The sequence below is a fragment of the Rhodoligotrophos sp. CJ14 genome (assembly GCF_038811545.1).
Taxonomy (GTDB): domain Bacteria; phylum Pseudomonadota; class Alphaproteobacteria; order Rhizobiales; family Im1; genus Rhodoligotrophos; species Rhodoligotrophos ferricapiens.
Genome location: NZ_CP133319.1, coordinates 2758334 through 2783483, shown reverse-complemented (window position 1 = coordinate 2783483; position 25150 = coordinate 2758334). Strand labels below are relative to the sequence as shown.

Sequence of the window (25150 nt, the reverse complement as noted above, 5' to 3'; positions counted from 1 at the left end):
CGTCATACACATTGCCTATCGATGCGGCGTTGCGCGGCGCGCCCGCGCCCCTCCTGGTTGTTCCCCATTGCGATTGCATCATGCCCCCAGTTTCAGCAGCGCGATCCGCCCACTCCCCTATCAGGGAGGCTCTGCATTCCGGCTATGGCGTCTTCGGCAGCATCGGTCTGTTCAGCTGTGTGGTGAACCTGCTGATGCTGACGGGGCCCTTCTTCATGCTGCAGGTCTACGACCGGGTTCTCTCGAGCCGCAGCGTGCCCACACTGGTTGTGCTGCTCGGGCTGGCGGCCATGCTCTATGCCTTTCAAGGCGCGCTTGACTTTGTGCGCAGCCGAATTCTGGCACGCTTCGGTGAACGGTTTGATCGCCGCCTGCGCAAGCTGATCTTCGACGTGGTGGCCTTTCAGTCCCTCAACGGCCGCCGTGAAGGTGATGGCCAGCAGCCGATCCGGGATTTTGATCAGATCCGTCAGTTTCTGGGCAGCCAGGGACCGGTCGCGGTTTTCGATCTGCCGTGGATGCCGATCTATCTCGCGGTCCTGTTTCTCCTGCATGTCTGGCTCGGGCTGGTGGCGTTGGGCGGTGCCATTCTGCTTTGCATCTTCACGCTGCTCACGGAGGTGAAGACGCGCAATCCGACCCGGGCAGCATCCCAGAAATCATCAGCCCGCAATGCGGTCGCCGAAACCTGCCGCCGCAATGTGGAGGCGCTCGCCGCCATGGGAATGCTGCCGGCGCTGCGCGAGCGGTGGGTTGCGGCCCATGGCGCATTTCTCGGCGAGCAGCAGCGGGCGGTCGATGCGGCCGGCGGCATTGGCGCGGCCGCAAAGGTGTTCCGCTTCTTTCTCCAGTCGCTGATGCTGGCGGTCGGTGCCTATCTCGTCATTTTGCAAGAGGTATCGCCCGGGGTGATGATCGCAAGCTCCATCCTTTCATCGCGTGCGCTTGCTCCGATCGAGCTCGCGATCGCCAATTGGCGCGGTTTTGTCGGTGCACGGCAAAGTTACCGGCGACTGATCGAGGTTGCCGAAGAGAGCAGGGATGCATCCCCGGAGGTGGTCCTGCCGAGGCCATCACAGCGGCTCGATGTGGATAATCTGGCGGTGGTGCCACCGGGAACCAACCGCCCGACTCTGTCGGGGGTGAGCTTTTCGGTGGGGGCCGGCGATGCGGTCGGCGTGATCGGGGCCAGCGGCTCCGGCAAGTCCACATTGGCGCGCGGGCTCGTGGGCGTATGGACGAGCAATCGTGGCGGGGTGCGCCTCGATGGTGCGACGCTCGATCAGTGGGACCGGCACGATTTCGGCCGCTATGTCGGCTATCTCCCGCAGGATATCGAGCTCTTCCCGGGAACGGTGGCCGAAAATATCGCGCGGTTCAGGCCGGACGCGACTTCGCAGGAGATTCTGGCAGCCACCCGCAGGGCGGGGGTGCACGAGATGATCGTGCGGCTGCCGGCTGGCTATGAGACCCGGATCGGCGATGGCGGCCAGGCGCTTTCGGCGGGGCAACGGCAACGGGTGGCGCTCGCCCGCGCGCTCTATGGAGACCCTTTCCTCATCGTGCTGGATGAGCCGAACTCGAACCTTGATGCTGAGGGCGAGGCGGCGCTGACCCATGCGATCAGAGGGGCAAGGGAAGCGGGAAGCGTGGTGATCGTCATCGCGCATAGGCCAAGCGCATTGGCTGCGGTCGATAAGGTGCTGGTGCTTGCGGAGGGGCGTCAACAGGCCTTCGGTCCCAAGGACGAGGTGCTTGGGCGCGTGCTCAAACATCCGACGGCGGTGGCATCATGATCATGAAGCGGAACAACCGGACAGAGGATCTGGAAGGCATCGGCCGGCAAGTGGCACTCGGCTTCCTGCTGGTCGGCCTCGTGGTGTTCGGCTTTGGCGGCTGGTCGGCACTGGCGTCCTTGAGCGGGGCGATCATCGCACCGGGCACGATCGTGGTCGAGAGCAATGCAAGGCGAGTCCAGCATCCTGACGGCGGTGTGGTGGGCGCGATCCTCGCCCGCGACGGCGATCGGGTCGAAGCCGGCAAACTGCTCATCCGGCTCGATGAAACGGTGACGCGCGCCAATCTCATGGTGGTGGAAACCCAGCTGATCGAGCTCGAGGCGCGGCGCGCTCGCCTGACCGCCGAGCGTGATCAGCTGGACGTGCTCGGCTTTCCCGAAGCCTATAAGGCCCGGAGCCATGATCCACAGGTTGCCGCCGCCATGGCGGGCGAGGCGAGCCTGTTCAAATCTCGGCGCGAGGGGCGCCTCGGGCAGATTGCTCAGCTGAAGGAACGGCTCACGCAGCTCGACGAGGAGGCCAGAGGCCTTTCCGCACAGATCGAGGCAAAAGGCGGTGAGCTCGATTTGATCTCGAAGGAGATCAAGGACGTTGCGGGGCTGCAAGCGCAAGGTCTTGCGCCGTTGACGCGGCTGAGATCGCTGCAACGAGAGGAAGCGCGCCTCGAGGGCGAGCGCGGCCAGCTTCAGGCAGAGCTTGCCCGCTCGAAAGGCAAGCACACGGAAACAGAGCTTCAGATCCTGCAGATTGACCAGGATTTCCGCACGGAAGTTATCGAAGACCTGCGCGAGCTCGAGGCAAAATGGGGCGAGCTCGTACAAAAGCAGGTTGCGGCTCAGGATCAGCTGAAACGGATCGATCTGCGCGCGCCGATTGGCGGCAAAGTGCATCAGCTCGCCGTTCATACGGTGGGTGGGGTGATCACGCCGGGCGAAACGGTCATGCTGATCATCCCTGGCGAGGACCGCCTCACCATCGAAGCGAAGGTGTCGCCGCCGGATATCGACCAGATCCATTATGGACAGCCCGCAAATATTCGTCTTTCCGCCTTCAATCAGAGGACCACGCCCGAGGTGCGGGGGCTAGTCGAGCGGATCTCGGCCGATCTGATCACTGAAAAGGAATCGGGCCTGAGCTATTACACGGTGCGTATCGGTTTGTTGGCGGAGGATATTGCCAAGCTCGAAGGCTTGAGTCTCATGCCTGGCATGCCGGCCGAGGTTCATATGCGGACAGGCGATCGGACGCCACTCAGCTATCTCGTCAAGCCGCTGCAGGATCAGCTCGAAAGGGCCATGCGTGAGGAGTAGCCGCTAGACTCGCGGCCTCTCTGGCCGCTGCGAAGGCATCCCGCACCAGCGGCTGCATGCGCCGTTCATCGAGGCAGACCACATATTCCACCAGTGGAATATCGGCATCGGTGATTGGCAGCTGGTGCAGCCTTGAATCGTATCCAAATTCAAGCGATCCGCACACGCCGATGCCGAAGCCGGCCGCAACGGCCTCACGCACGCCGTCCTGGGTCGCAATCTCAGTGACGCGGCCAAGGGTGAGGTCATGACGGGCGAGATTCTCTTCAAAGACCTCGCGTGTGCGCGAGCCATGCTCACGCAGCACGAAGGACCTGCCGTCGAGCTCGGCCATCGTGATCGACCGCCGGCCCGCCCATTCATGGAAGCGGGGCACGAAGGCAGAAAGCTTCATGGTCAGGTATTTCTGTGCATGCAGGCGATTGTCTGACGGCTTTCGTGCGGTAAGTCCCATATCGGCGCGATATTCGGAGAGTTGTGAGATCACGCGCGCCGAATTGGCGATGGCCAACGAGAAGGTCAGCCGCGGACGCCTTTCGATCAGCTGCTGTATCACTGGCAGTGAGTGAACGGCTCCGTCGGCCACCACCCGAAGATGACCGCCGATCTTGCTGGACTCATCCTTAAGCAGTGCGCGGGCTTCTGCCTCGGCCGTAAACATGCGCGAGGTAATCTCGAAGAGTGCCTGTCCCTCAGGCGTGAGCATCACACCGCGCTGCCTGCGTTCGAACAGCGTGGTGCCGCTTGCCTGCTCGAGCTGCCGCACCTGACCGGACAAGGTGGACTGGCTGACCGCCGTCTCTCTCGCGGCTTGTGAAAAGCCGCCCGCGGCCGCCACGAGGTGGAACGCGCGCAGCTGAGCGATCGACATGGGGCAAATCTTCTTAACGCCGTTCTTTTCAGGGCAGGTATCCGATGGGACTTTTACGTCCATGTGACATGAGGCTCGGCAAGACCTATGGACTGAGCCGATGGGCGGTATTGGATCTTTGTATGGGGTGAGGGGGCGAGCTTTTAAGAAGCCGTCATATGGCCCGCCTAGCGTCCGGCTGCTGCACTGCGGGACCGGAGGAGAACCGGCCGGTTGGAGTGCGTCGACAGGATTAGGCAGGGCTGGCCCGTCTCCCCATCAATGACGGCGCGCCTGCCTCAGACAGGACAGATATGATGCCGACCATCACCGATCCCATTCTGGATTTCATGGTGAAGCGCGGGTCCGAAGACCGCGTCATCGACCTTTCTCAAGTCTTCGCGGGGGAGAACCTCACCTATACGGTTGAGAGCAGCGATCCCTCCGTTGCCGCCGTGACGCTCGATGGCAGCATGCTGACCATCGACTTTCTCGAGGCACTCAGCCATAGCGATCTCAAGATCACCGCATCGGATGCCCAAGGCAACAGCGTCACCGAGAATGTGCGCGTTCGCGTGACAGGCGAGAATGCCTATACGATCGCAGTTTTGCCGGATACGCAGGATTACACCAATCCGAGCAATGTCCAGACCTTCAAGAACATGACCACATGGCTGGTCGACAACAAGGACAGCCTCAATATCGAATTCGTCGTCCATGTGGGCGACATCACCACCAATAACAGCGACAGCTCGCATTGGCCCTATGCGGAAGAAGCCATCCGCATACTCGACGGGGAGATTCCCTATTCGCTGTTGCCGGGCAATCACGACCAGAACACCGGCAATGCCGCCAACCACTCAACCGATCCGCTCGACATCCGCTTTTCCCCGGAGAAGCAGGCGGCGGTGAACCCGACCTTCGGCGGCGTCTATGACCAGGAGCCGGACCGCAGCGCGAACAATTATCATACCTTCACTGCGCCGGACGGCACGAAGTGGCTGGTGCTGAGCCTCGAATTTGGCCCGCGTGATGACGTGATCCGCTGGGCGGGCGAGGTCATCGAGGATCATCTTGATCATCGGGTGATCCTGGCCAACCACTCCTACATGAACTGGGGTGGACGGCATGACGCCACCGGTAATCCGCTCTATGCCGAGGGCGCCGGCTATGATTATGGCATCGGCAACAGCCCGGAAGGCGCCAATGACGGCGAGACCCTCTACCGGGAACTCGTGCAGAAATATCCGAACGTCACCTTCACCTTCTCGGGTCACATCTTCGGCGATGGGGCGGAGACCCTGGTCAGTTACGACCAGTTCGGCAATCCCGTCTATCAGATGATGGTGAATTACCAGAACGGCGTCTCGAGCGAGATCCAGCAGGGCAATGGCGGCAACGGCGCGATCCGGCTGGTGACCATCGATCCGGAGAATGGTTCCATCTACACCTCGACCTATTTCACCGAGCTCGATGATTACCTCGATGGCTCGCGCGACAAGGATGAGCTCGACCGCGACGGCCTGACCGGCCCCTATCGCGGACATCAGGAGACCATCACCGGTGTTGATCTCGGCACGCCGGAGGTTGTGGCCATCGCCAAGGCGGGTGATGACAAGTTCATCGTGGTCGAGGAAGGGGAAGATAAGGCGAGCGTCGTGCTCGATGGAGACCGGACGCTCAATCCCAGCAATGATGAAGGGCTGACCTACCGCTGGACCGATGAAGAGGGCAATGTGGTTGCCACGACCGCAAAGCCGACCCTGGAGCTTGATGCTGGCCGGCATCGGTTCACCCTCGCCGTCACCGACTCCCAGGGCAATGTCTCAACCGACGAAGTGCTCGTCGTCGTGTCCGGTGAGGACACGCTGCTCACGGACAATTTCAATGACGGTGACGCGGAGGGATGGGGCCGCTCGGCACCAGATCTCGAGCTGAGCACCGGCACACCTTCCGAGTTCGGCATCGCGCCTGTGCCGGGCTCCGGTGAGGGCGGCAGTGAGGCGCAGGTTACCCGTATTCCCGGCCTCGCGCCGACGCAGGGCATCAAGGTGAGCGCGGCCACACCGCTGCCGGATGGCACGGTCGTGAAGTCCTATTCGCTGGTTTACGACGTGCTCGTGCCCTCGGGTCAGGACAGCAGCTGGACGAGCTTCCTGCAGACCGATATCAGCAACCAGAGCGATGGCGAGCTGTTCCTTCAGAGGCAGAGCGCCACCAGCGGCGGGATCGGCATCAATGCCGATTACGAAGGCAATTTCACCTATGACGAGTGGCACCGGGTGGCCTTCACGGTAGAGGATACGGGCACCAGCGCCGTCATCTCGAAATATATCGATGGCGTGAAGGTGGGCGAGACCGTGCAGTCGGGCAGCAACTATGCTCGCTATGCCATCGATCTCAACAAGGGCGTGCTGCTGTTTGCTGACGAGAGTAACGAGACGTCCGACGTCTATGTCTCGAGCGTCCTGTTCACCGACAAGCTGTTCACCGATGCCGAGATTGCCGAGCTTGGCGGTGCCAAGGCCGGCGGTATCGTGGCGGAGGCGCCGACCGATATATCCGTTCAGATCGATTTCGGCTCGGCCCAGCTTCACGACGATTTCGGCAACGCCGTCATAGGATCCGGAGAAATCGGCACCGGCAGCACCGGAACCTTCATCGTGAAGGGGTCCGCAGCCTCCCGCGACACGGTCGAGGATGGCCAGGCAGCCCTCGAGGGCCGCGTGTTCGAGAACTCAAATGGGGCGGAGAACATCCTGACCTGGGCGGCAGATGAGGCGAAGGACTGGTCCGATTACATCTATGAGGTCACGCTGCAATCGAGCGATGACGACAATATCGGCGCGGTCTTCTATTATCAGGACGAGGACAACCACTACAAAGTGGTGCTGAACAGTGAAAACAACACGCGCTCGCTGATCAAGGTGGTGGACGGCCAGGAGACCGTGCTTGCAACCACCAATGCCGGTGCGCCGTGGATGCGCGATGCGGATCTCAAGATCGCCGTCACCGGGAACGAGATCAATGTGTTCCTGGACGGGCGCAGCATGTTCGGCACGGTCGTCGATGAGGAGCCGTTGTCCGGCGGGACTGTGGGCTTCTATTCCGATGGGCAGAAGAGCTCACAATTCGACAGCGTCTATGTGGGCAAGGCTGAGCTCACGGCCCATGCCGGTGGCGACGCGAGGGCGCTCGACAGCAATGGGAATGGCACGGTAACCGTCGGCCTTGACGCCGAAGGCACGTTCGGTCCCGACGAGATCGTGTCCTATGTCTGGAAGGATGCGGAAGGCAACGTCATCGCCGAGGGCAAATCGGCCGAGGTCAATCTCGCGACCGGCCGTCACACCCTGACGCTCACAGTCACCGATGCTACCGGAAAGACCGCGACCGATCAGGTGGTGATCGATGCGGTCCCGGCTGACCGGGTGCTTCTCTCCGATGATTTCGGCGGTGAAGACTGGCAGGCGAACTGGACCATCGTCGATGAAGGCGAGTTCGGCGGCGTCGGCGAGAGCGGCACGGCCTCGCAATGGGAATGGCAGGACGGCAAGCTCGTTCAGCTCTCGGATCTCAAGAGCCGCGAGCTGACCTGGGCGGGTGCCTCTCATCCAGATCCATGGCAAAAGGGCTGGAGCCCGCTGGGCGATGGCACCAACGTGCTGCGCAAGGGAACCTACGCGCTCTATAATGATGAGGCGGCCAAGGAGTGGAGCGATTACGCGGTCGAGGCCACGATCCAGTCGCCTGACAATGGTGCGCTGGGCCTGCTCGTCTACTATCAGGACCCGGATAATTACTACAAGATCGAGCTCGATGCGCAGTCAGGCAACAGCCTGTTCCAGCTCATCGAAGTGAAGGACGGGGTCGAGCGTTACCTCACCCAGATCCCGGCGCGTTATACTCCTGGACAGGAATTCGACTTGAGGGTCGAGGTCGTGGATCAGGCTGTCCAGGCCTATGTGGATGGCGAGCCGCTCTTCGCTTACCCCATCGAGACCCATGCGCATGACAAGGGCACGGTTGGCCTGTTCTCCTGGGGCAGCCAGGGTGTGTCTTTCGACAATGTGAACGTGGTCTCCCTGTCATCCGATGGTGGTCAGCCCGGCGAGAATGCGGTTCCCGTGGCCGCTGATGACGAGGGCTTTGCTGCGGCGCGCGGTGAGGTGCTGACGGTCGCGGCCGCCCTGCTTCTCGCCAATGACACCGATGCCGATGGCAATGAGCTCGAGATCATCGCGGTGGGCAATGCCGAGCATGGCACCGTCGCGCTCGATGACGAGGGCAATGTGGTGTTCACGCCCGAGGACGGGTTCGCAGGCGAGGCTTCCTTCACCTACACCATGTCCGATGGCAAGGGCGGCACCGATACGGCGACGGTGACGGTGACCGTTGGTGAGGGCGAGAACAGCGCGCCGGTTGCCGGCAAGGATCGGGTCTATGGCCTGGCCGAAAAGCCGGTCACCATCTCGGCGGCAAGCCTGCTCGGCAATGATCGCGATGCCGATGGCGATGAACTCACCCTGACCGAGGTCGGTGGTGCGGTGAACGGCACGGTGGCGCTGGTCGAGGGCAAGGTTGTGTTCACGCCCGCCGATGGCTTCACCGGTGATGCGCGCTTCACCTACACCATCTCCGATGGCAATGGCGGTGAGGCAACCGGCGAGGTGACGGTGACAGTGCGGCCGCAGCCGAACCGGGCGCCGGTCGCTGCCGCCGACGAGGTCGCAGCCGAACAGGGCGAGAGCCTGACCATCACGGCAGCAACGCTGCTCGCCAATGACCGCGACGCCGATGGCGACGAGCTCGAGCTCCTGTCGGTGCAGGACGCACAGCATGGCACGCTTGCGCTCGACGACGAGGGCAATGTTGTCTTTACGCCCGCAGAGGGCTTCACCGGTGAGGCCTCCTTCACCTACACCGTCTCCGACGGCAAGGGGGGCGAGAGCAAAGCCACGGTGAAGGTGAAGGTCGAGCCGCGGGCCAACACCGTGCCCGTTGCTGGCAATGATGCGGTAAGTGCCCGGGCGGGCGTGGTTGCGACCATCTCGGCGGCAACCCTTCTCGCCAATGACAGCGATGCGGATGGCGATGAGCTCGAGATCCTGTCGGTGCAGGATGCCGAGCATGGCACCGTATCGCTCGATGAGGAGGGCAATGTGGTCTTTACGCCCGCAGACGGCTTCACGGGCGAAGCCTCCTTCACCTACACCGTTTCCGACGCCAAGGGTGGCGAGACCACGGCCACGGTGAAGGTCACGGTTGCCGATGAGGATCCCACCGATCCCCATGAGGGCTGGACCAAGGGCACGCCGGGTGCGGACAATCTGCGCGGGAATCTCATCCGGGAGAACAAGATCTACGGTGATGATGGTGATGACCGCATTACCGGGGGTCTGCGCGCCGACCAGCTGGATGGCGGCGAGGGCGATGATCAGATCCGCGGCAGCATCGGTAACGATATCCTCAAAGGCGATGCGGGCGATGATGAGCTCGACGGCGGCATCGGCAATGACAAGCTGATCGGCGGCGAGGGCGATGATGTCCTCAAGGGCGGTCTCGGTCATGACGAGCTCGATGGCGGTGCCGGCGATGACCAGCTCTCGGGCAGCATCGGCAATGACATCCTCAAGGGTGGTGAAGGCAATGACGTGATGAGCGGCGGGCTTGGGGCGGACACCTTCGTGTTCGCGGAGAATGCAGGCTCCGACATCATCACCGATTTCGGGCTTGGTGCCGATGTCATCGATCTTGCGGCCCTCGACTTCGCCGATTTCGAGGATGTGCTGGCAGCGCTGGAAGAGTCGGATGAGGGGGTGGTGCTGAGCATCGATGACAGCGGCGATAATCTCGTGCTGCTCGAAGGCGTCGCCATCTCCAGCCTTTCCGCCGACGACTTCCGCTACGCCTGATCGGGTTAACCGCACAGACCTGGCCCGACGACCGGGCCAGGCGCGCAAGGCACGCAAACACAAGGGGGCCGGTTGGCCCCCTTGATCTGTTTAGGGAGGGGAACATTGCTGCGGTCCTCTCACGCCTTTCCTCCGGCAAGAGGATTTGAGCGAAGAATTCCAACAATTCCATCGGAGGCACGACGAGTATTGTACGTCTTACGTTCGATGTAGCGGGCCCTCACATCCACTTGCTGAGAGCGAGCACTCAGCGGATCTCGCGCTCTGCCTATATCGCTGGATCGAAAGAGAAGGCAAGAAAGCGGATGATGGACCATTGGCCGCTCGGCTCGCGCTGAAAAATATCCATCCCAACTTCCCGGCTCGTGCTCGTTTCAGAGCCTCGCTCTGTGGTCAGTTCCCATATCAGTCGAACAACAGCGATGTCTCCGGATACGATTATCTCATCGATCTGAGGACGATAGCGCAGCGTGACGTTGGGCTTGGCCAGTACATTGGCTAAGCGCGTACAGACCTCGTCGCGGCCTGCTGCGATCGCGCCAGGCACGGAGGAAATCAGGTCTGAGCTAAACAGATCACAAACCCCAGCAATGTCTCGGGTGTTGAAAGCGTCTGCCCAGAGATGCAATCGCTGCGCAATTGCGATCTTGTCCTGATCGACATCTGCTTTTGCAGAGACACTGCCTAGGCTCGGCAGCAGCAGGCCGAGGGCAAAAAACAAGCCAATCGCTCTGATCCGCATTCGAGACCTGCCTCGTCACTTCGCAGCTGACACTGACTCTTACAGCAATTCGCGTGTCTGAGCGGTTCCCGTTAGGCAGCGCGTTCAAAGTTGACACACGCTCTTGGCACCGTTCAGTCGAAGCCTCCCGACCTCTGTTCGGCTCACCCGATTTGCTCAATTGCCAGTGTTTCGGGCGGAAGCGGTTTGATCAGTGACTTCGCGGAGACGGAAGGGTCGAGCCAATCAGCCCAGGCGCTCCGATCGAGGATCACGACTTGCCGGTCATGATAGAGCGCAATATCGGGACCCGGCGGCATGGTGAGCATGGTGAATGCCTCGCCGACATCGGGTGTGGCGCGCCAGATTCCGGCGATGCAGAAGATCGGCTCGTCCTTCTTCGTGAACAGCCACTTGTCCTTGCGCTTCTTCTTCGGATCCTTCGGGTCGGTGAACTCATAGAAGCCGTCCACAATGATCAGGCATCGGTTCGATGTGAACTCCCGGCCTTCTGAGCGGAAGTTATAGACCGGCCGCTTGTTCGGCCCCGGCCAGCTCCAGCGCCGCTGAACCATATCTGCTTCTCCGCGGATAACATCGATGCTTCTGGCGATCGGGGCCACGTCCGTGACTTTGATGTCTTCACGCGGTTGCAGGTTCGGCACTCCCTCCCCGAAGCGGATCGTGATCTTGTGCTCGTCGAATGCCTTCACGATTGAATTGACATCCGCCCTTAATCGATAGGCATTGCACATCCAGCTTCGACCCAGACCACGGGATACCCAGATTGTCAGCGAGTGCCGCGTCTTGCGTTCTCCTTTCTGAAGAACGCCCATTCCTCAATCACACGACCATCAGGCAGATGACAGTAGCCGACAGCGCCTCTGGCTTCGTTACGGATTTCAAGTTTGCCTCCCTTCTCAATGCAATATGTTGAGGCGGGGTTTGCCAATCCAACACTGTCATCTGGTTCAGCGGTCAAACCCACCGCGGCAGCCATAACAAGGCCGCCGCTAATCACTGCCGATTTTATCATGTTCTCCGCCTCCATAGATCGTCAGCATTTTTCTGGCTTATGATTGGACGTCGGCATCTTCCGCCGTGTGGTCTGCTTCCACAAACGAACGTATTCCTCGGCCCCTTGACTATGCCAGCAGTAGCTTTCCTGCTTGTTGACGGCAAATGTAGCGCGTATCCCGCCTTATGTGGTGATTCGGCGGCCGCAACGTGAGCCGTGGCAGGCTGGTCGTGAAATGGCGCCGAGGCAGCGAGTGCCGGGATGGGCAGCGACGGCGTCCCTGGTCCAGACCATCATTCACGGCTAAGCCGTGCAAGCCAAGTCAGGCGCAACCCGCAATGAGCTCGAGCAGGTGGCTTGTGGGTTTCTGGCATCCTGGCCGAAGACTTGAGCCGATTGCCATTTTTGTGGATCTATCAGCTGAAGTCATTGATCAGAACTGAAGTTGTACTTCCGTGCCGATGAAATGAACGGTCTTGCTGGGGCCGGTTTCCTTGATGAACCGGCCCGGATAGAACTGTGAATACGAGATCATGGCATTGAGATTGCGACTGTGCTCGTAGGTCAGCACGATTTCAGCCTGCGTTCCGATGAAATGCGCGTCGCTTCCGCCATTGCCGCGGATGAGAGTACCGCCGAAATCGTAGATGCCATCGCCCTTGCTTTCGCGCCAATAGAATACGGCCGCGCCGCCCAGGGACCAGCCGCGCCCGAGCTGCAAGTCCAGGGTCGGATGTAGGTTGATCAGGTTCTCCGGACCGAGAAGCGTCAGCTCGCCGAAATATTTGCCCTTGGGGAACATCGGGTTGAAGGTCTGGAGATTTGGGTTGTTCGGGTTGCGGTCACCGCTGATGATATTGGCCCTCAGGCCCAGATGCGGCGAAAGCGGGACCTCGGCAAAGGTGTAGCCGGTGCTTGAGGCCACCGACCAGGCTGAGATATCGCCATCCGCGAAGGTGCCGAACTGGTACATCGCCTCCCAGTTCCAATCCCAGTCTTGCGCCGTACCGAAAAATCGGGCGCCGATCGTGTGTCGTCTTTCGTAACCGGTGCCTTGGTTGAAGGTCGCATCTTCATTGTCATAGCCGATATAGTAGAGGTCGAGACCGGCCTTCGTCCCGAGCGGCAGATCCGTGGTGCCATAGGCTGCCCAGGCCGAAATATTCTCGTCACTGCTATCGTTGAAATCGCCCAGCCCTGGCTCGACCGGGCGCCCATAAAACCCGTCGATCCGCCAGCCATTGCCTTCAACGAAAGCTTTGGCGGCATCGAAGCTGCGAAGGACGTTTGGTCCATAGCGCGCACTGATGAGACGCTCCGAGCCATAGGACAGAATTTGCCGGCCCGGTCGCAGGGTCAACACCGTCCCAGCACCAAGGGGAATGGCGAGATCGGCAAAGCCTTGAAGAAGATCAAGACCGGTCTCATCGACCGGTGTCTCGAAGGGCTCCTTGCCCTGGGCCCAGGCGCCGATAAGCTCTCCGAATACTCGAACATGCGGGCCGAAATGAAAGTCGGCGGCCATCAGTGCCCGATACCAGAGATAGCCGTCGTCTGGCGCAGGCTGCTGCCCCCAATTGTTATTCTTATAAACCTCGTAACGCAGGCGGAACTCGCCCCCGAGAGTGAGATAGGTTTCGCTACTCTCATCCAAGGGGATATATTTGAGCGGTTCCCACCAAGTTCCCATCCGAGCATCGGGATCAGCCAGATAGCTGTAGTCTTCACCATAGCGCAGTGCTGTGAGCGGCGGTGGATTGGGGCTGGATTGGGCGCAGGCGTGCCCTGAGAACGCGAGACAGAGCGCATATCCTCCGACGACGAACTGCCAGCCTCGCAGCAGAGCCGCGGCCCGCTTGACGGGGCGTTCAGGCTTTCGTTGCGGGCCGGCTCGGCGATCAATCATCGGATCACAACTGCAGAGTACATCGCATCGTTCGGCGGTTGGCCCGCCTCGCGATCCAGCCATCGATGCTAGCCGGTCCGGCGCCATCCGCAATGATAAGAATGAAGCCGCCGACAATGGCGAGATGTTCAAGGCTAGTTGTCAGTTGGTGCTGGAACTCTGTCCCGATGAGGCCGGTCGGATTATGCGCAAGCGCCGTGGCGATGATGGTGAAGCCAAGCAGCAGAAAGGCTGCAAGCCTGGTCCAGAAGCCAAGAAGAACCATCCATCCTGCGCCAAGCTGGACGAGGATGGTCAGAACCAAGAATAACCTTGGCGCTGGCAGGCCAAGTCCTGTCACCTCCGCGAGCCCGCCCGGCGGATCAAGGAGTTTGCCGACGGCGCTATAGAGATAAACCGCGCTGAGGCAGATCCTCGCGAACAGGGCCGCAGAGGTCCTGGCCGTCTGCGACCGCGCGATTTCCAGGGCCATGACGCTAAGGCCCTCCAGAATGTGTTCTGCCGGGGGATGCGGTGACATGGGCTTCCGGGAACAGCCACCGGTGGAGCGCTCTCGTCACGATCGGCATCACGACCCAGGTGAGCAGGATCACGATGATCGCGGCCACGATCGCATTCACGAGCAGCATCGGAAAATGTTGAATGTAAGGAACCACCAGGAGCCCCACGATTGTCGATACCGGGAATACGCCGATGAAAGTGGCCACCGCCATCTTGACCTTGCCCGGTTTCGGCAAGCCCGGCACGTCGTCGCGGGCGAACCAGCCCTCCAGCCCCGAAAGTTCGTCTATGCGCGGATCACCCTCGGTCAGCTCTCGTAACCTCCGCATCCAGGCCGCATATTCCGGCGTCGAGGTGAAGGCGCGACGTGCTTCCTTACTCTCGAAACGCGCAACGACGGTGTAGTCACGGCCGCCCTCGATCATCCGGAAGAGTTGCATCCCGCGATGCCCCGGAAAACTCAGGGCGAAACCGGTGAACTCCTGCATCGCAGCCTGAAACGCACTCTCGCGTCCTTCCCTGATGCGGCGATGCACAACGACAGTGACAGTCTCGGCTGGAGATGCTCGGGATGTTTCGGTCATGATCTGATCAATCAAATGAAGCAGGAGCAGCCGAGCGCGCCCCAGAACGATTTGAGATCCGATGCCGGAACAGGCGATGCCCAGGCATGCGCATGCTCGTGGCCATGCACAGAGCAAGATTTCGAGCAGCCGCAGAGCAGGCCACTGACCCGATCGAGCACGCTTGGCTGGCTATCCTTGGCGCTGGATCTTTTCGCGGCGGCCGGCTCGGCATGCTGATAGCCGCCGAACCGCTTGACCGGTGACCAGGACGGCGAGATCGGAAGCGCAGCGGGCGCATGGGTCTTGAAATCGCCATCGGCCCAAACGATCCGCCCACCGACAATGGTGAGGACCGATGTCAGGTCCTTGATCTGATCAGACGGCACTGACAGATAGTCGGCGGAGGGTACGGCGAGATCGGCATATTGGCCGGTTTTGATCTGACCCTTCTTGCCTTCTTCATTGGAGAACCAGGTGGTGGCCTGCGTCCATAACCGCAGGGCGGTTTCGCGGTCGACCGTGTTCTCCGGCCGATAGAGCTGCAGGCCGGCCAAGGTTTTGCCGGTCACCAGCCAATAGAGGGAGACCCAAGGATTATAGGAGGCCACCCGCGTGGCATCCGTGCCCGCCGAGACCGCGACCCCCGAGGACAGCATACGCGCGATCGGCGGTGTGGCTTCGGCAGCAGCGGCACCATAACGCTCGACGAAATACTCGCCCTGGTAGGCCATGCGATGCTGGATGGCGATACCGCCGCCCAGCGCGGCGATGCGATCGATCGAGCGCGACGAGACGGTTTCGCCGTGATCGAAGAACCAGTGCAGCCCGTCGAAGGGGATATCGCGATTCACCTTCTCAAAGACATCCAGCGCGCGACTGATGGTTTCCTCATAGGTGGCATGCAGCCGGAACGGCCACCTTTGAGCTGCAAGATGCCTGACGACCGCTTCGAGGTCTCCCTCCATGCTGGCTGCCATGTCAGGACGCGGCTCGCGGAAGTCTTCGAAATCTGCCGCAGAGAAGACGAGCATTTCACCGGCGCCGTTATGCCGGTACATGGCATCGCCGTTGCCGGGCTTCACCATGCCCGTCCATCGCTTGAAATCGTCGAGCTCGCCGCCCTTGTTCTGAGTAAAGAGGTTATAGGAAATACGCACCGTCATCTGGCCAGCTTCGGCGAGCTCCGAGATCACCTTGTAGTCATCGGGATAGTTTTGGAAGCCGCCCCCTGCATCAATCACACTGGTGATGCCGAGCCGGTTCAACTCACGCATGAAATGGCGAGAGGAGTTGAGCTGATCCTCGTGGCTCAGCTTCGGTCCCTTGGCCAGCGTGGCATAAAGGATGGTCGCATTGGGCTTGGCGATCAGCATCCCGGTCGGCTCCCCGTTGCTGTCCCTGACGATCGTGCCACCCGGTGGTTCCGGTGTGTTGCGGTCATAGCCGCAGGCACGCAGCGCCGCCCCGTTGAGGAGCGCGCGGTCGTAGAGATGAAGGATGAAGACCGGCGTCTCGGGCGCGACCTCGTTGATTTCATCCAAGGTCGGTAACCGCTTTTCGTCGAATTGGTGCTCGGTGAAGCCACCGACCACACGGACCCATTGCGGTGGCGGTGTGATCTGCGCCTGCGCCTTCAGCATAGCCATGGCATCGGCCAGCGAGCGGCAGCCATCCCAGCGCAGTTCCATATTGTAGCTGAGGCCGCCGCGGATGACGTGGGTGTGGTTGTCCTGCAGGCCGGGTATGACGGTGTGACGCTTCAGGTCGATGCGCTGCGTGTTCGGGCCAGCCAGCTTCAAAATATCCGCATCGGTGCCAACGGCCCCAATGAGCCCGTCCCGGATCGCGACTGCCGACGCCCGCGGGTTCGATCTATCCAGCGTGACGACGGTGCCGTTGAAGAGGATGAGGTCTGGTGATGAGGCTGGCATATCTTGTGCTCCCGATGAGCGAGGGCTGGCAACACTGGCAGCTGCGGCCACTGCGGCCAGCCGAAACAAGGATCGGCGATCTGTTTGCGTGGCTATTGCAGGATCACCGGGCGAATTCTGATCTTCCATGCTGATCAACTCCCGTCCGTGATCCCGCATATAATCGGGCGGTGTACCCTGTCGTTCTCAATGGCCTTCTGACCCGCCGAACATGGTCTTGGCGTAGATGATCCCGAGGCCATAGGCGCCGGCGAACCGCTTCGCGATGCCGGTCGTGAGGTCGTAGGTCTCCGAGCGCGCCCAGTCGCGCTGGAGCTCGAGCAGGTACTGAAGCGATGTCATGGGCCTGGCGCCCGCCTGCATCATCCGCTCTACCGCGCGCTCATGCGCTTCGGGCGATACATCCCCACAAGCATCAGTGATCACATAGACCTCGAAACCCTGATCTATCGCTGACAAGGTGGGGCCGACGATGCAGACGGAGGTCCACAGGCCCGCAAAGACAAGGCGGTTCTTGCCGATGGCATTCACCTGCCGGACGACATTGGCGTCCTCCCAGGTGTTCATGCTGGTGCGGTCCAGAAGCTCCTGACCGGGGAACGCCTCGGTAATTTCTTCGAACATGGGACCCGAGAAGCTCTTCTCGGCAACTGTGGTCAGGATTGTTGACACGCCGAAGCCGGCAGCCGCGTGCGCCACTAGCGCGGCGTTGTTGCGCAAGCTGACGGCATCGATCGAGTGGGTCGCAAATGCCATCTGCGACTGGAAGTCGATCATAATGAGCGTGTGATCTTTCGGCGAGAGAAGAAGCTTGCCGGGGGTCGGGGTGGCGTTTGGCATGGGGTCACTCCTCGTTGCTGTATTGGTTGCAATATTGTTGGCGGCCGGTGCCTCAGCGCTGGCGCGATCCGGATCTTGCTAAGCTGCCCTCGCCAGAGCTGCGCGGACGCATCCGAGCAGAGCATCAGGACCCACAGGCTTGGCGAGATAGCAGAGGATGCCTGCCTTACGGGCGCGGATTCGCGTCGCCTCGTTCGGATAGGCCGTCGTCAAAATCGTTGGAATGATCCTGCCCTTCGCCGTCAGATGCTCATGTAGTTCGAGGCCGGTCATGCCGGGCATCTGAACGTCGGCGATGAGACAGGCGGTCTTATCTTCCCGTCTCGAATTCAAGAACTCAGCAGCGCTTGCGAACTCGGACGCCCCGAACCCGAGCGAGCCCAATAGTGCGACTATGGCATGCAGCGCCGATGCATCATTGTCGACGACGGCGATCGATGGGCTGCCATGTGGTTCGTCATTTTCCATGAGGCGTCCGATAGGTGTTGGACGCGCGAACATGACTGTCACGCGATCACCAATGCGGATTGAACATGACCCGGATGATCGGTTGGGTTCAATTATACCGTCGTATCGTTGACCCAATATGCACCGGCGCTCATAGTACTGTGTAGGTGTGACGATGTACTGGCGCCATAAACCCCGTGGCAGGTCCTCTCGTGATCTCATCTGTGAAAGATCTTGGCTCCGATTTATAGGAGGATGGACATGACTGTGCTCACCCATAAGCGGGCCAAAGTGAATGGTGTGACATTGCACTATGTCACCGCGGGGAGGGGGACGGTCGTCCTCTGCATGCATGGATGGCCGCAGAACCATCGCGAATTCCTGCCGGTGATAGAGCGCTTCACGGATCAATACGCCTTCATCGCCCCTGACCTGCGTGGCTTTGCCGACAGCGACAAGCCCTATGGGGGCTACGAGCCGAAGACGATCGCTCAGGACATGCTGGCGCTGCTCGAAGTGGAACGGGTCGAGAAATTCCACATCCTCAGCCACGATCTCGGCGGGCCGCCCTCTGTCGCGCTGGCCTATGCGGCGCCCGAGCGTGCTCTGTCACTTGCCACGATCGAGACGCCGTTTTTCGGATTGGATTTTCCGGGCTATGTGGATCCGCGGGTGCCCTACTGGCATCTGGGCATGCATATGAACATGGATGTCACACAATTCTTGGTCGAGGGCCGCGAAGAGCAGTATCTGCGGCACTTCTTCCGTGACTTTGCTTATAATCCGACAGCGGTGCCCGAGAGCGACATACAACAATACGTCATGCAGATGCGGCAGCCTGGAAATCTCCGCGCGAGCCTGAACCATTACGGTTACATCCCGCAAATGGCTGCGCAAACCGCCGAACTCACCAGGAGCAAGCTCTCCGTGCCGATGCTCGCCTGGGCAGGTCGCGCGTCCTTCGGCGATCATTGTTTCGACTGCGCCAAGGCAATCGCTGCGTCTGCTGAAGGCGGCGTGATCGAAGAGTGCGGACACTGGGTCTTCGAGGAGAAGCCAGATTTCATTTGCGAACAGCTCGGCCGCTTTTGGGCGAAGCACAGCTGACCACTTGTCGGGTTAGCTCAGGTCCATCACGGCGCCTATCCTGCGCCGCGAGCGAAGCCCTAGGGTGAGGCTGTCGGAAAAGCGGACCAGCTCAGCCAACGAACCTGCTTGCATCTTGTGCATCATCTGCGCCCGATGAACCTTGACGGTGATTCCGCTGAGCTGGAGTTCGCTAGCGATCTGCTTGTTCACCTTGCCGGCGACGACCAAGCTCATAATCTCGCGCTCGCGAGGGGTGAGTGCGCTGAACCGCTCCTGCAGCCTGGTGATGATCGCGGCCTCGTCACGATGACGGCGATCGAGATCCAGGCCCTTGTGCACCGCATCGAGCAGGTCTTGGTCGCGAAACGGCTTGGTCAGAAACTCGATGGCTCCGGCCTTCATCGCGGCGACCGACATGGGAATGTCGCCGTGGCCCGTGACGAACACAATGGGAAATGGGGTGCCTTGTTCTGCCAGATCACGCTGGAGTTCTAGCCCGCTGCGGTCGGGCAGTCGCACGTCAAGCACCAGGCAGGAGGGCGCGTCGACAGGCGAGCGATGCGTGAATTCCCGCACGGAGGCGAATGTTTCAACCCGGTGACCAATCGATGTCAGTAGGCTCTCAACAGACATGCGCAGGGAACTGTCATCGTCCACGACGTATACGAGAGAATCATTCATGACGGCTGCTCCATGGTCGACGGATCCTCGTCATTCGCAGGTAGCGTAAAATGAAAAACCGCTCCGCGCGGCTGATTGTCCGTCGCCCAGAGGCGTCCGCCATGCCCCTCGATGACCGAACGGCAGAACATCAGGCCCATTCCCATGCCATTGGGCTTGGTTGTGAAGAATGGCTCGAAGATGCGCTCCTTGTCTGTCAGGGCAATACCTGAGCCCGTGTCGCCAATTCTAACCAGTGCGTCCCCTGGGTGCGAAAAAGATGACGTTATGGTGAGCACGCGCTCGCTCTCGGGCGTGCGGGCCATGCCATCTACTGCATTCGCAATGAGATTGAAGACAACCTGCTGCATTTGCATGGCATTGCAGGTGACGGATGGCAGATGCCGATCTAGCTCTGTTCGAACCGAGATGCGGCCGCTGCGGAGGTCAAGGCGGGCACGTTCAAGCGCATTCAGAACAATATCATTCAGACTCACCCGGCGACGGTCACGGGCTCCTTTTCGAAACATCGAACGGGTGGCTTCGATGATCATTCCCGCGCGGTGGCCATCATCGACAATGCGCTTAAGCGCAGCCTTTGTCTGCTTCAGGTCGCCCCCCTCGCGCTCGATCCACCGCAGGCCCGCAGCAGCGTTGGTGACCATGCTGGCGAGGGGCTGATTGACCTCATGGGCGATCGATGCCGCCAATGCCTCCATGCCCACCAGTTGAGCCTCTCGGATACGGCGCTCGGCCAAATGCGAACGGAGCAGCCGCCCATAAAGCCTTGCCGTTTCCGAAAGCAGTACCACCAGGACGACGCTCGCCGATGCCAATCCACACAAACGGCCGGCCCACCATCCAACACTCAGCCGTCCCGCACTGAGATATGAGAGCAGCAACACTTCTACGATCACGGTGCAGATTACGACCATGAGCCAGATATCGAGGACTGAGCGTCGGCCGGTAAAAAGCAGCATGATCGCCAAGATCTGAAGGAAAAGGGCAAGAGCGGGAACGTAATCCCAAGTCTCGGCAACATGCCTTGAGTCCGACATGAAGGTCGGCAATGCGTCGCTCAGCTCCAGAGAAATCAATGTGATCGCGATGGCGAGTACAATGAGGGCGAGTATGGTGCCGAAAATCATCTCGCGAGAGCCGAACCGATCGAGATATACATCGCGCGCTGGTCTGTTCAGAAAAGCATAGACAACGACCAGAAGGGGAAACTCGATCCGGCGAACGGCAGCAATCGTCGCCGTGCTTTGCAGCCCAGATTGAAGGAGGCCGGTTGGCGCGAAAACCCCGGGAAAGGTGAGTACCCAGGGGACGACGAGCAATGCTGAGCACAGATAGCCACTTGCGAGGATAAGGATTGCAAGCGAGCGCTGGACTGAAAACAGCGCCAGAAGCAGGGCGGCAGTGATCAGCTCGGCAACGAGCACAGCCGCGGCATAAGCAGGCAGGAGGAGCGATGATCCTTCGAGCGGCTCCCGCGCATATGGAGCTGCAACAATCAAGGCGATGATGAGGGCCAGTATTGCCGAGCCAGCGAGATAGAATTCAGGTCTCCCCGCCGGCATCGTCGACAGGAGAAAAGGACTTTCCGAGAGGTGCTGTTCGGAGACGATGGCCATTTTAGTAACGGCGGAGCTCACTCCGCTCCCTTGCGGATCTTACCGGCGGCTCACATCGCGGACGGTAAGACCTTATCAGCTCTGGACGAAGCGCGGCAGCAAGACGCCTTGCGACTCCCGCGATCAGCGGCTCGTCGCGACACTCAGTTCAGGAGGAATAGGGCGTAGCCCCACTCCACGCCTTCCTGACCAAGTCTCGCAAGCTGGCCGGTTCGACTGGAACGGGATTGTCATAAGGGTCAACGATTGCCTGCTGGACGGCGAGGTCGACACCGTTCTCGGGCATGCCAAGCTCCTTAAGCGATCGTGGCGCATCGAGGCGTCGGGCCAGCGCATAGAGCGCCTGCGCTGGATCAGGCTCACCAATCGCCCGCGACAATCGCTGCATGGCAAGAGGAGTGGCCGGCGCATTAAAGGCGACCACATGGGGCAGAAGCACGGAATGGGTCTCAGCGTGGGGCAGGTTGAAGGCGCCTCCTAGGATATGTGCCAGCTTGTGCTGCAGTCCCATTGTGGTGGCACCAAGAGCAGCTCCACACAGAAAGGCACCGTACATCGCCTCCCACCTGGCTGTCCTGTCGGTCAAGTCTCGCATTATCGGCGGAAGCGCGTGGACGAGTGAGCGAATGCCGTCTTCCGCCAAATTTGAGATTACGGGATTGCCATCTCTGGCATAGAGCGCCTCAACCCCGTGCGCGATCGCATTCATGGCGGAGCTGACGGAAACCGACGCGGGAACATCCAGGCTCAGATCGATGTCATAGATCACGGTTTTTGCGCGCATATACGGGCTTTTGCGCGTTATCTTCCGGCCATCGGCCGTTTCACCGAGCACGGCGGTCATCTCCGAACCTGCATAGGTGGTCGGCAGAATGATCTGTGGCAGCTGCGTGCGTAGCGCGATCGCCTTGGCAAGGCCCGTTGTCGAACCGCCACCCACCGCCACGATGGCGTCGGCACCGGTTTCCCGGACGGTATCGACCGCTCTCTCACTCACTTGGACGGGCGCGTGCATCACGGCCGTGGCGAGCGCGGCGACACATATCCCGCCGAGCTGGTCGGCGACGGCGGCAGCAAGCTGCTTGCCCCGCCCGGGTGTGCTGAGCACAATGGCGCGGCTTGCGCCGAGCCGTGTTACCTCTTCCGCGATCCTCGACATGGTTCCGCTGCCGAAGATGACGCGCGGGATTTGGGCCTCATAGATGAAGGTTTGCATCTGATGGACACTCCAAGGCGAGGGACACTCGCGAGATCCACAATCTCATGAATTCAGGAAGGTGTTGATGGCCACGAGTTCCTCTGGTCGGACCTCGTGGCCGCCATCGTGAAGAATAAGTTGCAGGTCAGCTCCCTGGCTTTTGAGAAAGTCGATAAATGCCTGCGTGACGGGCAGCGGACAAATCGGATCTCGTCGGCCCGCGGTGATCAGCATCTCGAGCCTCCGCAGACCCGGATTTGGTTCTGGCCTCCAGGGGATCAGCGGGTGCATTAGCACGATGCGATCGAACAGGTGCGGTGCATTGAGAACGACCGACGCCAGAATGTTCGCGCCATTGGAATAGCCCAGGCCATAGACCGGCAGCCCCTCATATTCTGCTTTGTGGGCGCGGATAAAGCCGATCATTTTCTCGGTGCGGGCAGCCAGGTCATCCATGTCGTAGACGCCTTCTCCGGTGCGACGGAAAAAGCGATTGGAGCCATGCTCCAAGACATCGCCGCGTGGCGCGATGATGCCCGATTTGGGCAGGATCTCCTGGACCAAGTCGGTGAACTGATGCTCGTCACCGCCGGTGCCGTGAAAGGCAAAGACCAGTGGCGCACCAGGGACTGGTGCCTTGGCGAAGTGGTGATAAGCGGTGAGCGACATGAGGGCATCCTTGTGAAGCGGCCCGCCAGCCGAAGCCGGCGGGCTCCCATCAATCTGTGATCGGGGTGAGGGTCTGCTCGATCCGGGCGCGCAGGTGAGCATGCTGGGAAGGGATCTTCAGCGCTTCACCGAGATGAGCCCTATCCTCGTCGCGATCAAAGCCCGGCTCGTTGGTGGCCACTTCAAACAGGACCCCACCAGGCGTGCGGAAATAAATCGCCCAGAAGTAGTCGCGATCGATCACGGGAGTGACGTGATAGCCGGTGTCGATAAGCGCCTTGCGCACCTCGAGCTGGACCTGGCGGTTTTCGACTGCGAATGCGACATGGTGCACCGAGCCTGCTCCTTGCCGGGCGGGCGCAGCTCCCGGCAATTCTTCGAGATCAACAAAATCAGCCCCGTTTCCCCCTGGCTTGTTGTAGCGGGTAAGGGCGTCCCGATGATCGACCTCCTCATATCCCATGAATTTCAGCAATTCGCTGGTGGCTGCCTTTTCCCGCAGCCGCATGGTCACCCCATGGAAGCCATGCACACCGACGTCAGCGGGGACGGGGCCGCCTGCGAACGGGACGCGGCTATCGCCATCCACTTCGACCAGCGCCAAACCATCGCCGTCGGGGCCGAAGAAGCGCAGCCGCTTCTCGCCGAAGCGCTTCAGTTCCATGAGACCGCGGACATCGTGGGCGGCCAAGCGGTTCTTCCAGTAGCCGAGTGAGCCCTGGGGCACGGCAAAAACGGTCTCGGAGACCTCGCCCGCGCCCGGGCGGCCCTTCACAATGTGCGGAAAGGGGAAATAGGTCATGATCGTGCCTGGCGCGCCGACCTCGTTCCCATAATACAGGTGATAGACATCCGGGCTGTCGAAATTGACGGTTTTCTTAACCCGGCGCAGGCCCAACAGCTTCGTGAAGAAGTCATTGTTCTGTTGAGCATCTGCGGCCAGCGAGGTGACGTGGTGCAGACCTTGAATCTGGGTGAGCATAGCGCGCTCCTGTCTCTCGGTAATCGGTTGGCCAACACCTAAGCGCGTAGACGCTGCGAGAGAATATTCATAATGTGGCATTGTTTATTGCATATGGAGCAATAATGGTCCGGTGATGGGTGAACTCGAATCCCTGCGTGTGTTCCTGGCGGTTGCTGAACAGCGGAGCTTTACAAGGGCCGCGCAGCAGCTCGGGATGACGCCCGCCTCCGTCACGCGTACGATCGCAGGGCTGGAGGCAAGGCTAGACGTCCAGTTGCTGGTGCGTACAACCCGCCAAGTGTCCTTGACCTCGGCGGGCGCGGTCTATGCCGCCCGGATTGCGCCGCTGGTGAAGGGTCTTGCGGAGGCTGCCGAGGAGACGCGGGAGGCGCAGGGCATCACCTCCGGTCTCATCCGGATCAGCGCACCTATGTCGCTGGGGCTGAAAGTGCTGCCCGCCGTGCTGTCCCAGTTCGCGACCCTGCACCCGGAGACCCATATTGCACTGAGCCTGGCGGACAGCTTTATCGACATTGTCGAGGAAGATTACGATCTGGCCATTCGCATCTCGGGGCCGCCTACGGACAAATCCACCATCTGGCGGAAGATCTGCCCGGTGCCGCGCGTGCTCGTCGCCTCACCAAACTACATTGCCAGCAAAGGCACGCCGCAGGCCCCGGAGGATCTGGCGGCCTTTGCGTGTCTGAGCTACAGCCAGGAGGGGCAGTACGAGGTTTGGCAGCTTTCCCGGGGTGCCAGCCATCGCAGCCACAAGGCGGTCGGCGGGTTCAGTGCGAACAACGGCGATCTCCTGGCGCGCCTTGCCATCAATGGCGAAGGCATTACGCTGTTGCCGCGCTTCATCATCGAGGATGACGTCCGCGCCGGGCGGCTGGTTGAGATCCTGCCCGATTGGAACACGCCTGAAATCTGGCTGACGCTCTATTATCCGCCCTATGAGCAGCTGCCGCTGCGGGTGGCGACATTCTCGGACTTTTTCGAGCTTTACGTGAAGGAAACACAGCCTTTGTGAAGGCGAAGAAGGTCCACAATCTTGTCTATGCTCAGCGGTTCGGCATATGGGGGAGGCGACGACTTTCTTTCGCCAATCGCGCCGAGTTCATTGAGG

Annotated in this window: 20 protein-coding genes and 1 pseudogene; 6 read left to right on the top strand and 15 right to left on the bottom strand. The window is 60.7% G+C overall.

Annotation, left to right across the window (positions count from 1 at the left end; genetic code table 11):
- Positions 1 to 80: 80 nt before the first annotated feature.
- Positions 81 to 1796: a type I secretion system permease/ATPase gene (locus RCF49_RS12940; protein ID WP_342640296.1), complete on the top strand. Its 1716-nt coding sequence runs from the start codon at positions 81 to 83 to the stop codon at positions 1794 to 1796.
- Positions 1793 to 3109 carry an HlyD family type I secretion periplasmic adaptor subunit gene (locus RCF49_RS12935; protein ID WP_342640295.1) on the top strand — a complete coding sequence of 439 codons (1317 nt, stop codon included), beginning with the start codon at positions 1793 to 1795 and terminating at the stop codon, positions 3107 to 3109. Before RCF49_RS12940 ends, RCF49_RS12935 begins: the two co-directional genes overlap by 4 nt.
- Here RCF49_RS12935 and RCF49_RS12930 read toward each other — a convergent pair.
- The gene (locus tag RCF49_RS12930) at positions 3063 to 3980 is read right to left on the bottom strand and encodes a LysR family transcriptional regulator (protein ID WP_342640294.1); all 918 of its coding nucleotides are present in this window, start codon (positions 3978 to 3980) and stop codon (positions 3063 to 3065) included. The two genes, RCF49_RS12935 and RCF49_RS12930, sit on opposite strands and share 47 nt — an antisense overlap.
- Before the next feature lie 293 nt (positions 3981 to 4273).
- Here RCF49_RS12930 and RCF49_RS12925 point away from each other — a divergent pair, with 293 nt between their 5' ends.
- Positions 4274 to 9874, top strand: a complete 5601-nt coding sequence (locus tag RCF49_RS12925) for an Ig-like domain-containing protein (RefSeq protein ID WP_342640293.1) — start codon at positions 4274 to 4276, stop codon at positions 9872 to 9874.
- A 268-nt stretch (positions 9875 to 10142) separates the two neighbouring features.
- Here RCF49_RS12925 and RCF49_RS12920 read toward each other — a convergent pair whose 3' ends face one another.
- From RCF49_RS12920 to RCF49_RS12880, 9 genes are all read right to left on the bottom strand, one after another.
- Positions 10143 to 10616, bottom strand: a complete 474-nt coding sequence (locus RCF49_RS12920; RefSeq protein ID WP_342640292.1) for a YybH family protein — start codon at positions 10614 to 10616, stop codon at positions 10143 to 10145.
- A gap of 143 nt (positions 10617 to 10759) precedes the next feature.
- The gene (locus RCF49_RS12915) at positions 10760 to 11350 is read right to left on the bottom strand and encodes an SOS response-associated peptidase (RefSeq protein WP_342640291.1); all 591 of its coding nucleotides are present in this window, start codon (positions 11348 to 11350) and stop codon (positions 10760 to 10762) included.
- Between the two features lie 35 nt (positions 11351 to 11385).
- On the bottom strand, positions 11386 to 11631 hold the full coding sequence (locus tag RCF49_RS12910) for a putative hemolysin (RefSeq protein ID WP_342640290.1): 246 nt from the start codon (positions 11629 to 11631) through the stop codon (positions 11386 to 11388).
- Between the two features lie 415 nt (positions 11632 to 12046).
- Complete coding sequence (locus RCF49_RS12905; protein WP_342640289.1) at positions 12047 to 13519, bottom strand: alginate export family protein; 1473 nt, start codon at positions 13517 to 13519, stop codon at positions 12047 to 12049.
- Positions 13520 to 13523: 4 nt separating this feature from the next.
- A complete protein-coding gene (locus tag RCF49_RS12900; RefSeq protein ID WP_342640288.1) occupies positions 13524 to 13991 on the bottom strand; it encodes a DoxX family protein in 468 nt (155 codons plus the stop codon).
- A 4-nt stretch (positions 13992 to 13995) separates the two neighbouring features.
- Entirely contained in the window at positions 13996 to 14604 is a 609-nt protein-coding gene (locus RCF49_RS12895) for an antibiotic biosynthesis monooxygenase (RefSeq protein ID WP_342640287.1), read from the bottom strand.
- 11 nt (positions 14605 to 14615) lie between these two features.
- A complete protein-coding gene (locus RCF49_RS12890) occupies positions 14616 to 16646 on the bottom strand; it encodes an amidohydrolase (RefSeq protein ID WP_432807285.1) in 2031 nt (676 codons plus the stop codon).
- A gap of 57 nt (positions 16647 to 16703) precedes the next feature.
- Entirely contained in the window at positions 16704 to 17357 is a 654-nt protein-coding gene (locus tag RCF49_RS12885; protein ID WP_342640285.1) for a hydrolase, read from the bottom strand.
- Positions 17358 to 17435: 78 nt separating this feature from the next.
- Entirely contained in the window at positions 17436 to 17825 is a 390-nt protein-coding gene (locus tag RCF49_RS12880; protein ID WP_342640284.1) for a response regulator transcription factor, read from the bottom strand.
- A gap of 240 nt (positions 17826 to 18065) precedes the next feature.
- Between RCF49_RS12880 and RCF49_RS12875 the strand changes: the two genes are divergently transcribed.
- Positions 18066 to 18911, top strand: coding sequence for an alpha/beta fold hydrolase (locus RCF49_RS12875; protein WP_342640283.1), 846 nt, complete (start codon positions 18066 to 18068; stop codon positions 18909 to 18911).
- Positions 18912 to 18923: 12 nt separating this feature from the next.
- Here RCF49_RS12875 and RCF49_RS12870 read toward each other — a convergent pair whose 3' ends face one another.
- The 5 genes from RCF49_RS12870 to RCF49_RS12850 all read right to left on the bottom strand — a co-directional run bounded on the left by RCF49_RS12870 (position 18924) and on the right by RCF49_RS12850 (position 24039).
- Complete coding sequence (locus RCF49_RS12870) at positions 18924 to 19574, bottom strand: response regulator transcription factor (RefSeq protein WP_342640282.1); 651 nt, start codon at positions 19572 to 19574, stop codon at positions 18924 to 18926.
- Positions 19571 to 21211, bottom strand: a complete 1641-nt coding sequence (locus RCF49_RS12865; RefSeq protein WP_342640281.1) for a sensor histidine kinase — start codon at positions 21209 to 21211, stop codon at positions 19571 to 19573. Before RCF49_RS12865 ends, RCF49_RS12870 begins: the two co-directional genes overlap by 4 nt.
- A 127-nt stretch (positions 21212 to 21338) precedes the next feature.
- Complete coding sequence (locus RCF49_RS12860) at positions 21339 to 22406, bottom strand: maleylacetate reductase (protein WP_342640280.1); 1068 nt, start codon at positions 22404 to 22406, stop codon at positions 21339 to 21341.
- A 45-nt stretch (positions 22407 to 22451) separates the two neighbouring features.
- Entirely contained in the window at positions 22452 to 23057 is a 606-nt protein-coding gene (locus tag RCF49_RS12855; RefSeq protein ID WP_342640279.1) for an alpha/beta hydrolase, read from the bottom strand.
- Between the two features lie 49 nt (positions 23058 to 23106).
- Complete coding sequence (locus RCF49_RS12850) at positions 23107 to 24039, bottom strand: ring-cleaving dioxygenase (protein WP_342640278.1); 933 nt, start codon at positions 24037 to 24039, stop codon at positions 23107 to 23109.
- A 115-nt stretch (positions 24040 to 24154) separates the two neighbouring features.
- Here RCF49_RS12850 and RCF49_RS12845 point away from each other — a divergent pair, with 115 nt between their 5' ends.
- Positions 24155 to 25054, top strand: coding sequence for a LysR family transcriptional regulator (locus RCF49_RS12845; RefSeq protein ID WP_342640277.1), 900 nt, complete (start codon positions 24155 to 24157; stop codon positions 25052 to 25054).
- Positions 25051 to 25125 (top strand): annotated as a pseudogene (locus RCF49_RS22475) (hypothetical protein); the annotation flags it as partial. The gene RCF49_RS12845 and the pseudogene RCF49_RS22475, both read left to right, overlap by 4 nt.
- Positions 25126 to 25150 lie beyond the last annotated feature (25 nt).

Excerpts from the sequence above, each read along its gene's own strand:
- RCF49_RS12940 (WP_342640296.1), top strand. The coding sequence starts at position 81 with ATGCCCCCAGTTTCAGCAGCGCGATCCGCCCACTCCCCTATCAGGGAG.
- RCF49_RS12935 (WP_342640295.1), top strand. The coding sequence starts at position 1,793 with ATGATCATGAAGCGGAACAACCGGACAGAGGATCTGGAAGGCATCGGC.
- RCF49_RS12930 (WP_342640294.1), bottom strand. The coding sequence starts at position 3,980 with ATGTCGATCGCTCAGCTGCGCGCGTTCCACCTCGTGGCGGCCGCGGGC.
- RCF49_RS12925 (WP_342640293.1), top strand. The coding sequence starts at position 4,274 with ATGATGCCGACCATCACCGATCCCATTCTGGATTTCATGGTGAAGCGC.
- RCF49_RS12920 (WP_342640292.1), bottom strand. The coding sequence starts at position 10,616 with ATGCGGATCAGAGCGATTGGCTTGTTTTTTGCCCTCGGCCTGCTGCTG.
- RCF49_RS12915 (WP_342640291.1), bottom strand. The coding sequence starts at position 11,350 with ATGTGCAATGCCTATCGATTAAGGGCGGATGTCAATTCAATCGTGAAG.
- RCF49_RS12910 (WP_342640290.1), bottom strand. The coding sequence starts at position 11,631 with ATGATAAAATCGGCAGTGATTAGCGGCGGCCTTGTTATGGCTGCCGCG.
- RCF49_RS12905 (WP_342640289.1), bottom strand. The coding sequence starts at position 13,519 with ATGATTGATCGCCGAGCCGGCCCGCAACGAAAGCCTGAACGCCCCGTC.
- RCF49_RS12900 (WP_342640288.1), bottom strand. The coding sequence starts at position 13,991 with ATGGCCCTGGAAATCGCGCGGTCGCAGACGGCCAGGACCTCTGCGGCC.
- RCF49_RS12895 (WP_342640287.1), bottom strand. The coding sequence starts at position 14,604 with ATGACCGAAACATCCCGAGCATCTCCAGCCGAGACTGTCACTGTCGTT.
- RCF49_RS12890 (WP_432807285.1), bottom strand. The coding sequence starts at position 16,646 with ATGGAAGATCAGAATTCGCCCGGTGATCCTGCAATAGCCACGCAAACA.
- RCF49_RS12885 (WP_342640285.1), bottom strand. The coding sequence starts at position 17,357 with ATGCCAAACGCCACCCCGACCCCCGGCAAGCTTCTTCTCTCGCCGAAA.
- RCF49_RS12880 (WP_342640284.1), bottom strand. The coding sequence starts at position 17,825 with ATGGAAAATGACGAACCACATGGCAGCCCATCGATCGCCGTCGTCGAC.
- RCF49_RS12875 (WP_342640283.1), top strand. The coding sequence starts at position 18,066 with ATGACTGTGCTCACCCATAAGCGGGCCAAAGTGAATGGTGTGACATTG.
- RCF49_RS12870 (WP_342640282.1), bottom strand. The coding sequence starts at position 19,574 with ATGAATGATTCTCTCGTATACGTCGTGGACGATGACAGTTCCCTGCGC.
- RCF49_RS12860 (WP_342640280.1), bottom strand. The coding sequence starts at position 22,406 with ATGCAAACCTTCATCTATGAGGCCCAAATCCCGCGCGTCATCTTCGGC.
- RCF49_RS12855 (WP_342640279.1), bottom strand. The coding sequence starts at position 23,057 with ATGTCGCTCACCGCTTATCACCACTTCGCCAAGGCACCAGTCCCTGGT.
- RCF49_RS12850 (WP_342640278.1), bottom strand. The coding sequence starts at position 24,039 with ATGCTCACCCAGATTCAAGGTCTGCACCACGTCACCTCGCTGGCCGCA.
- RCF49_RS12845 (WP_342640277.1), top strand. The coding sequence starts at position 24,155 with ATGGGTGAACTCGAATCCCTGCGTGTGTTCCTGGCGGTTGCTGAACAG.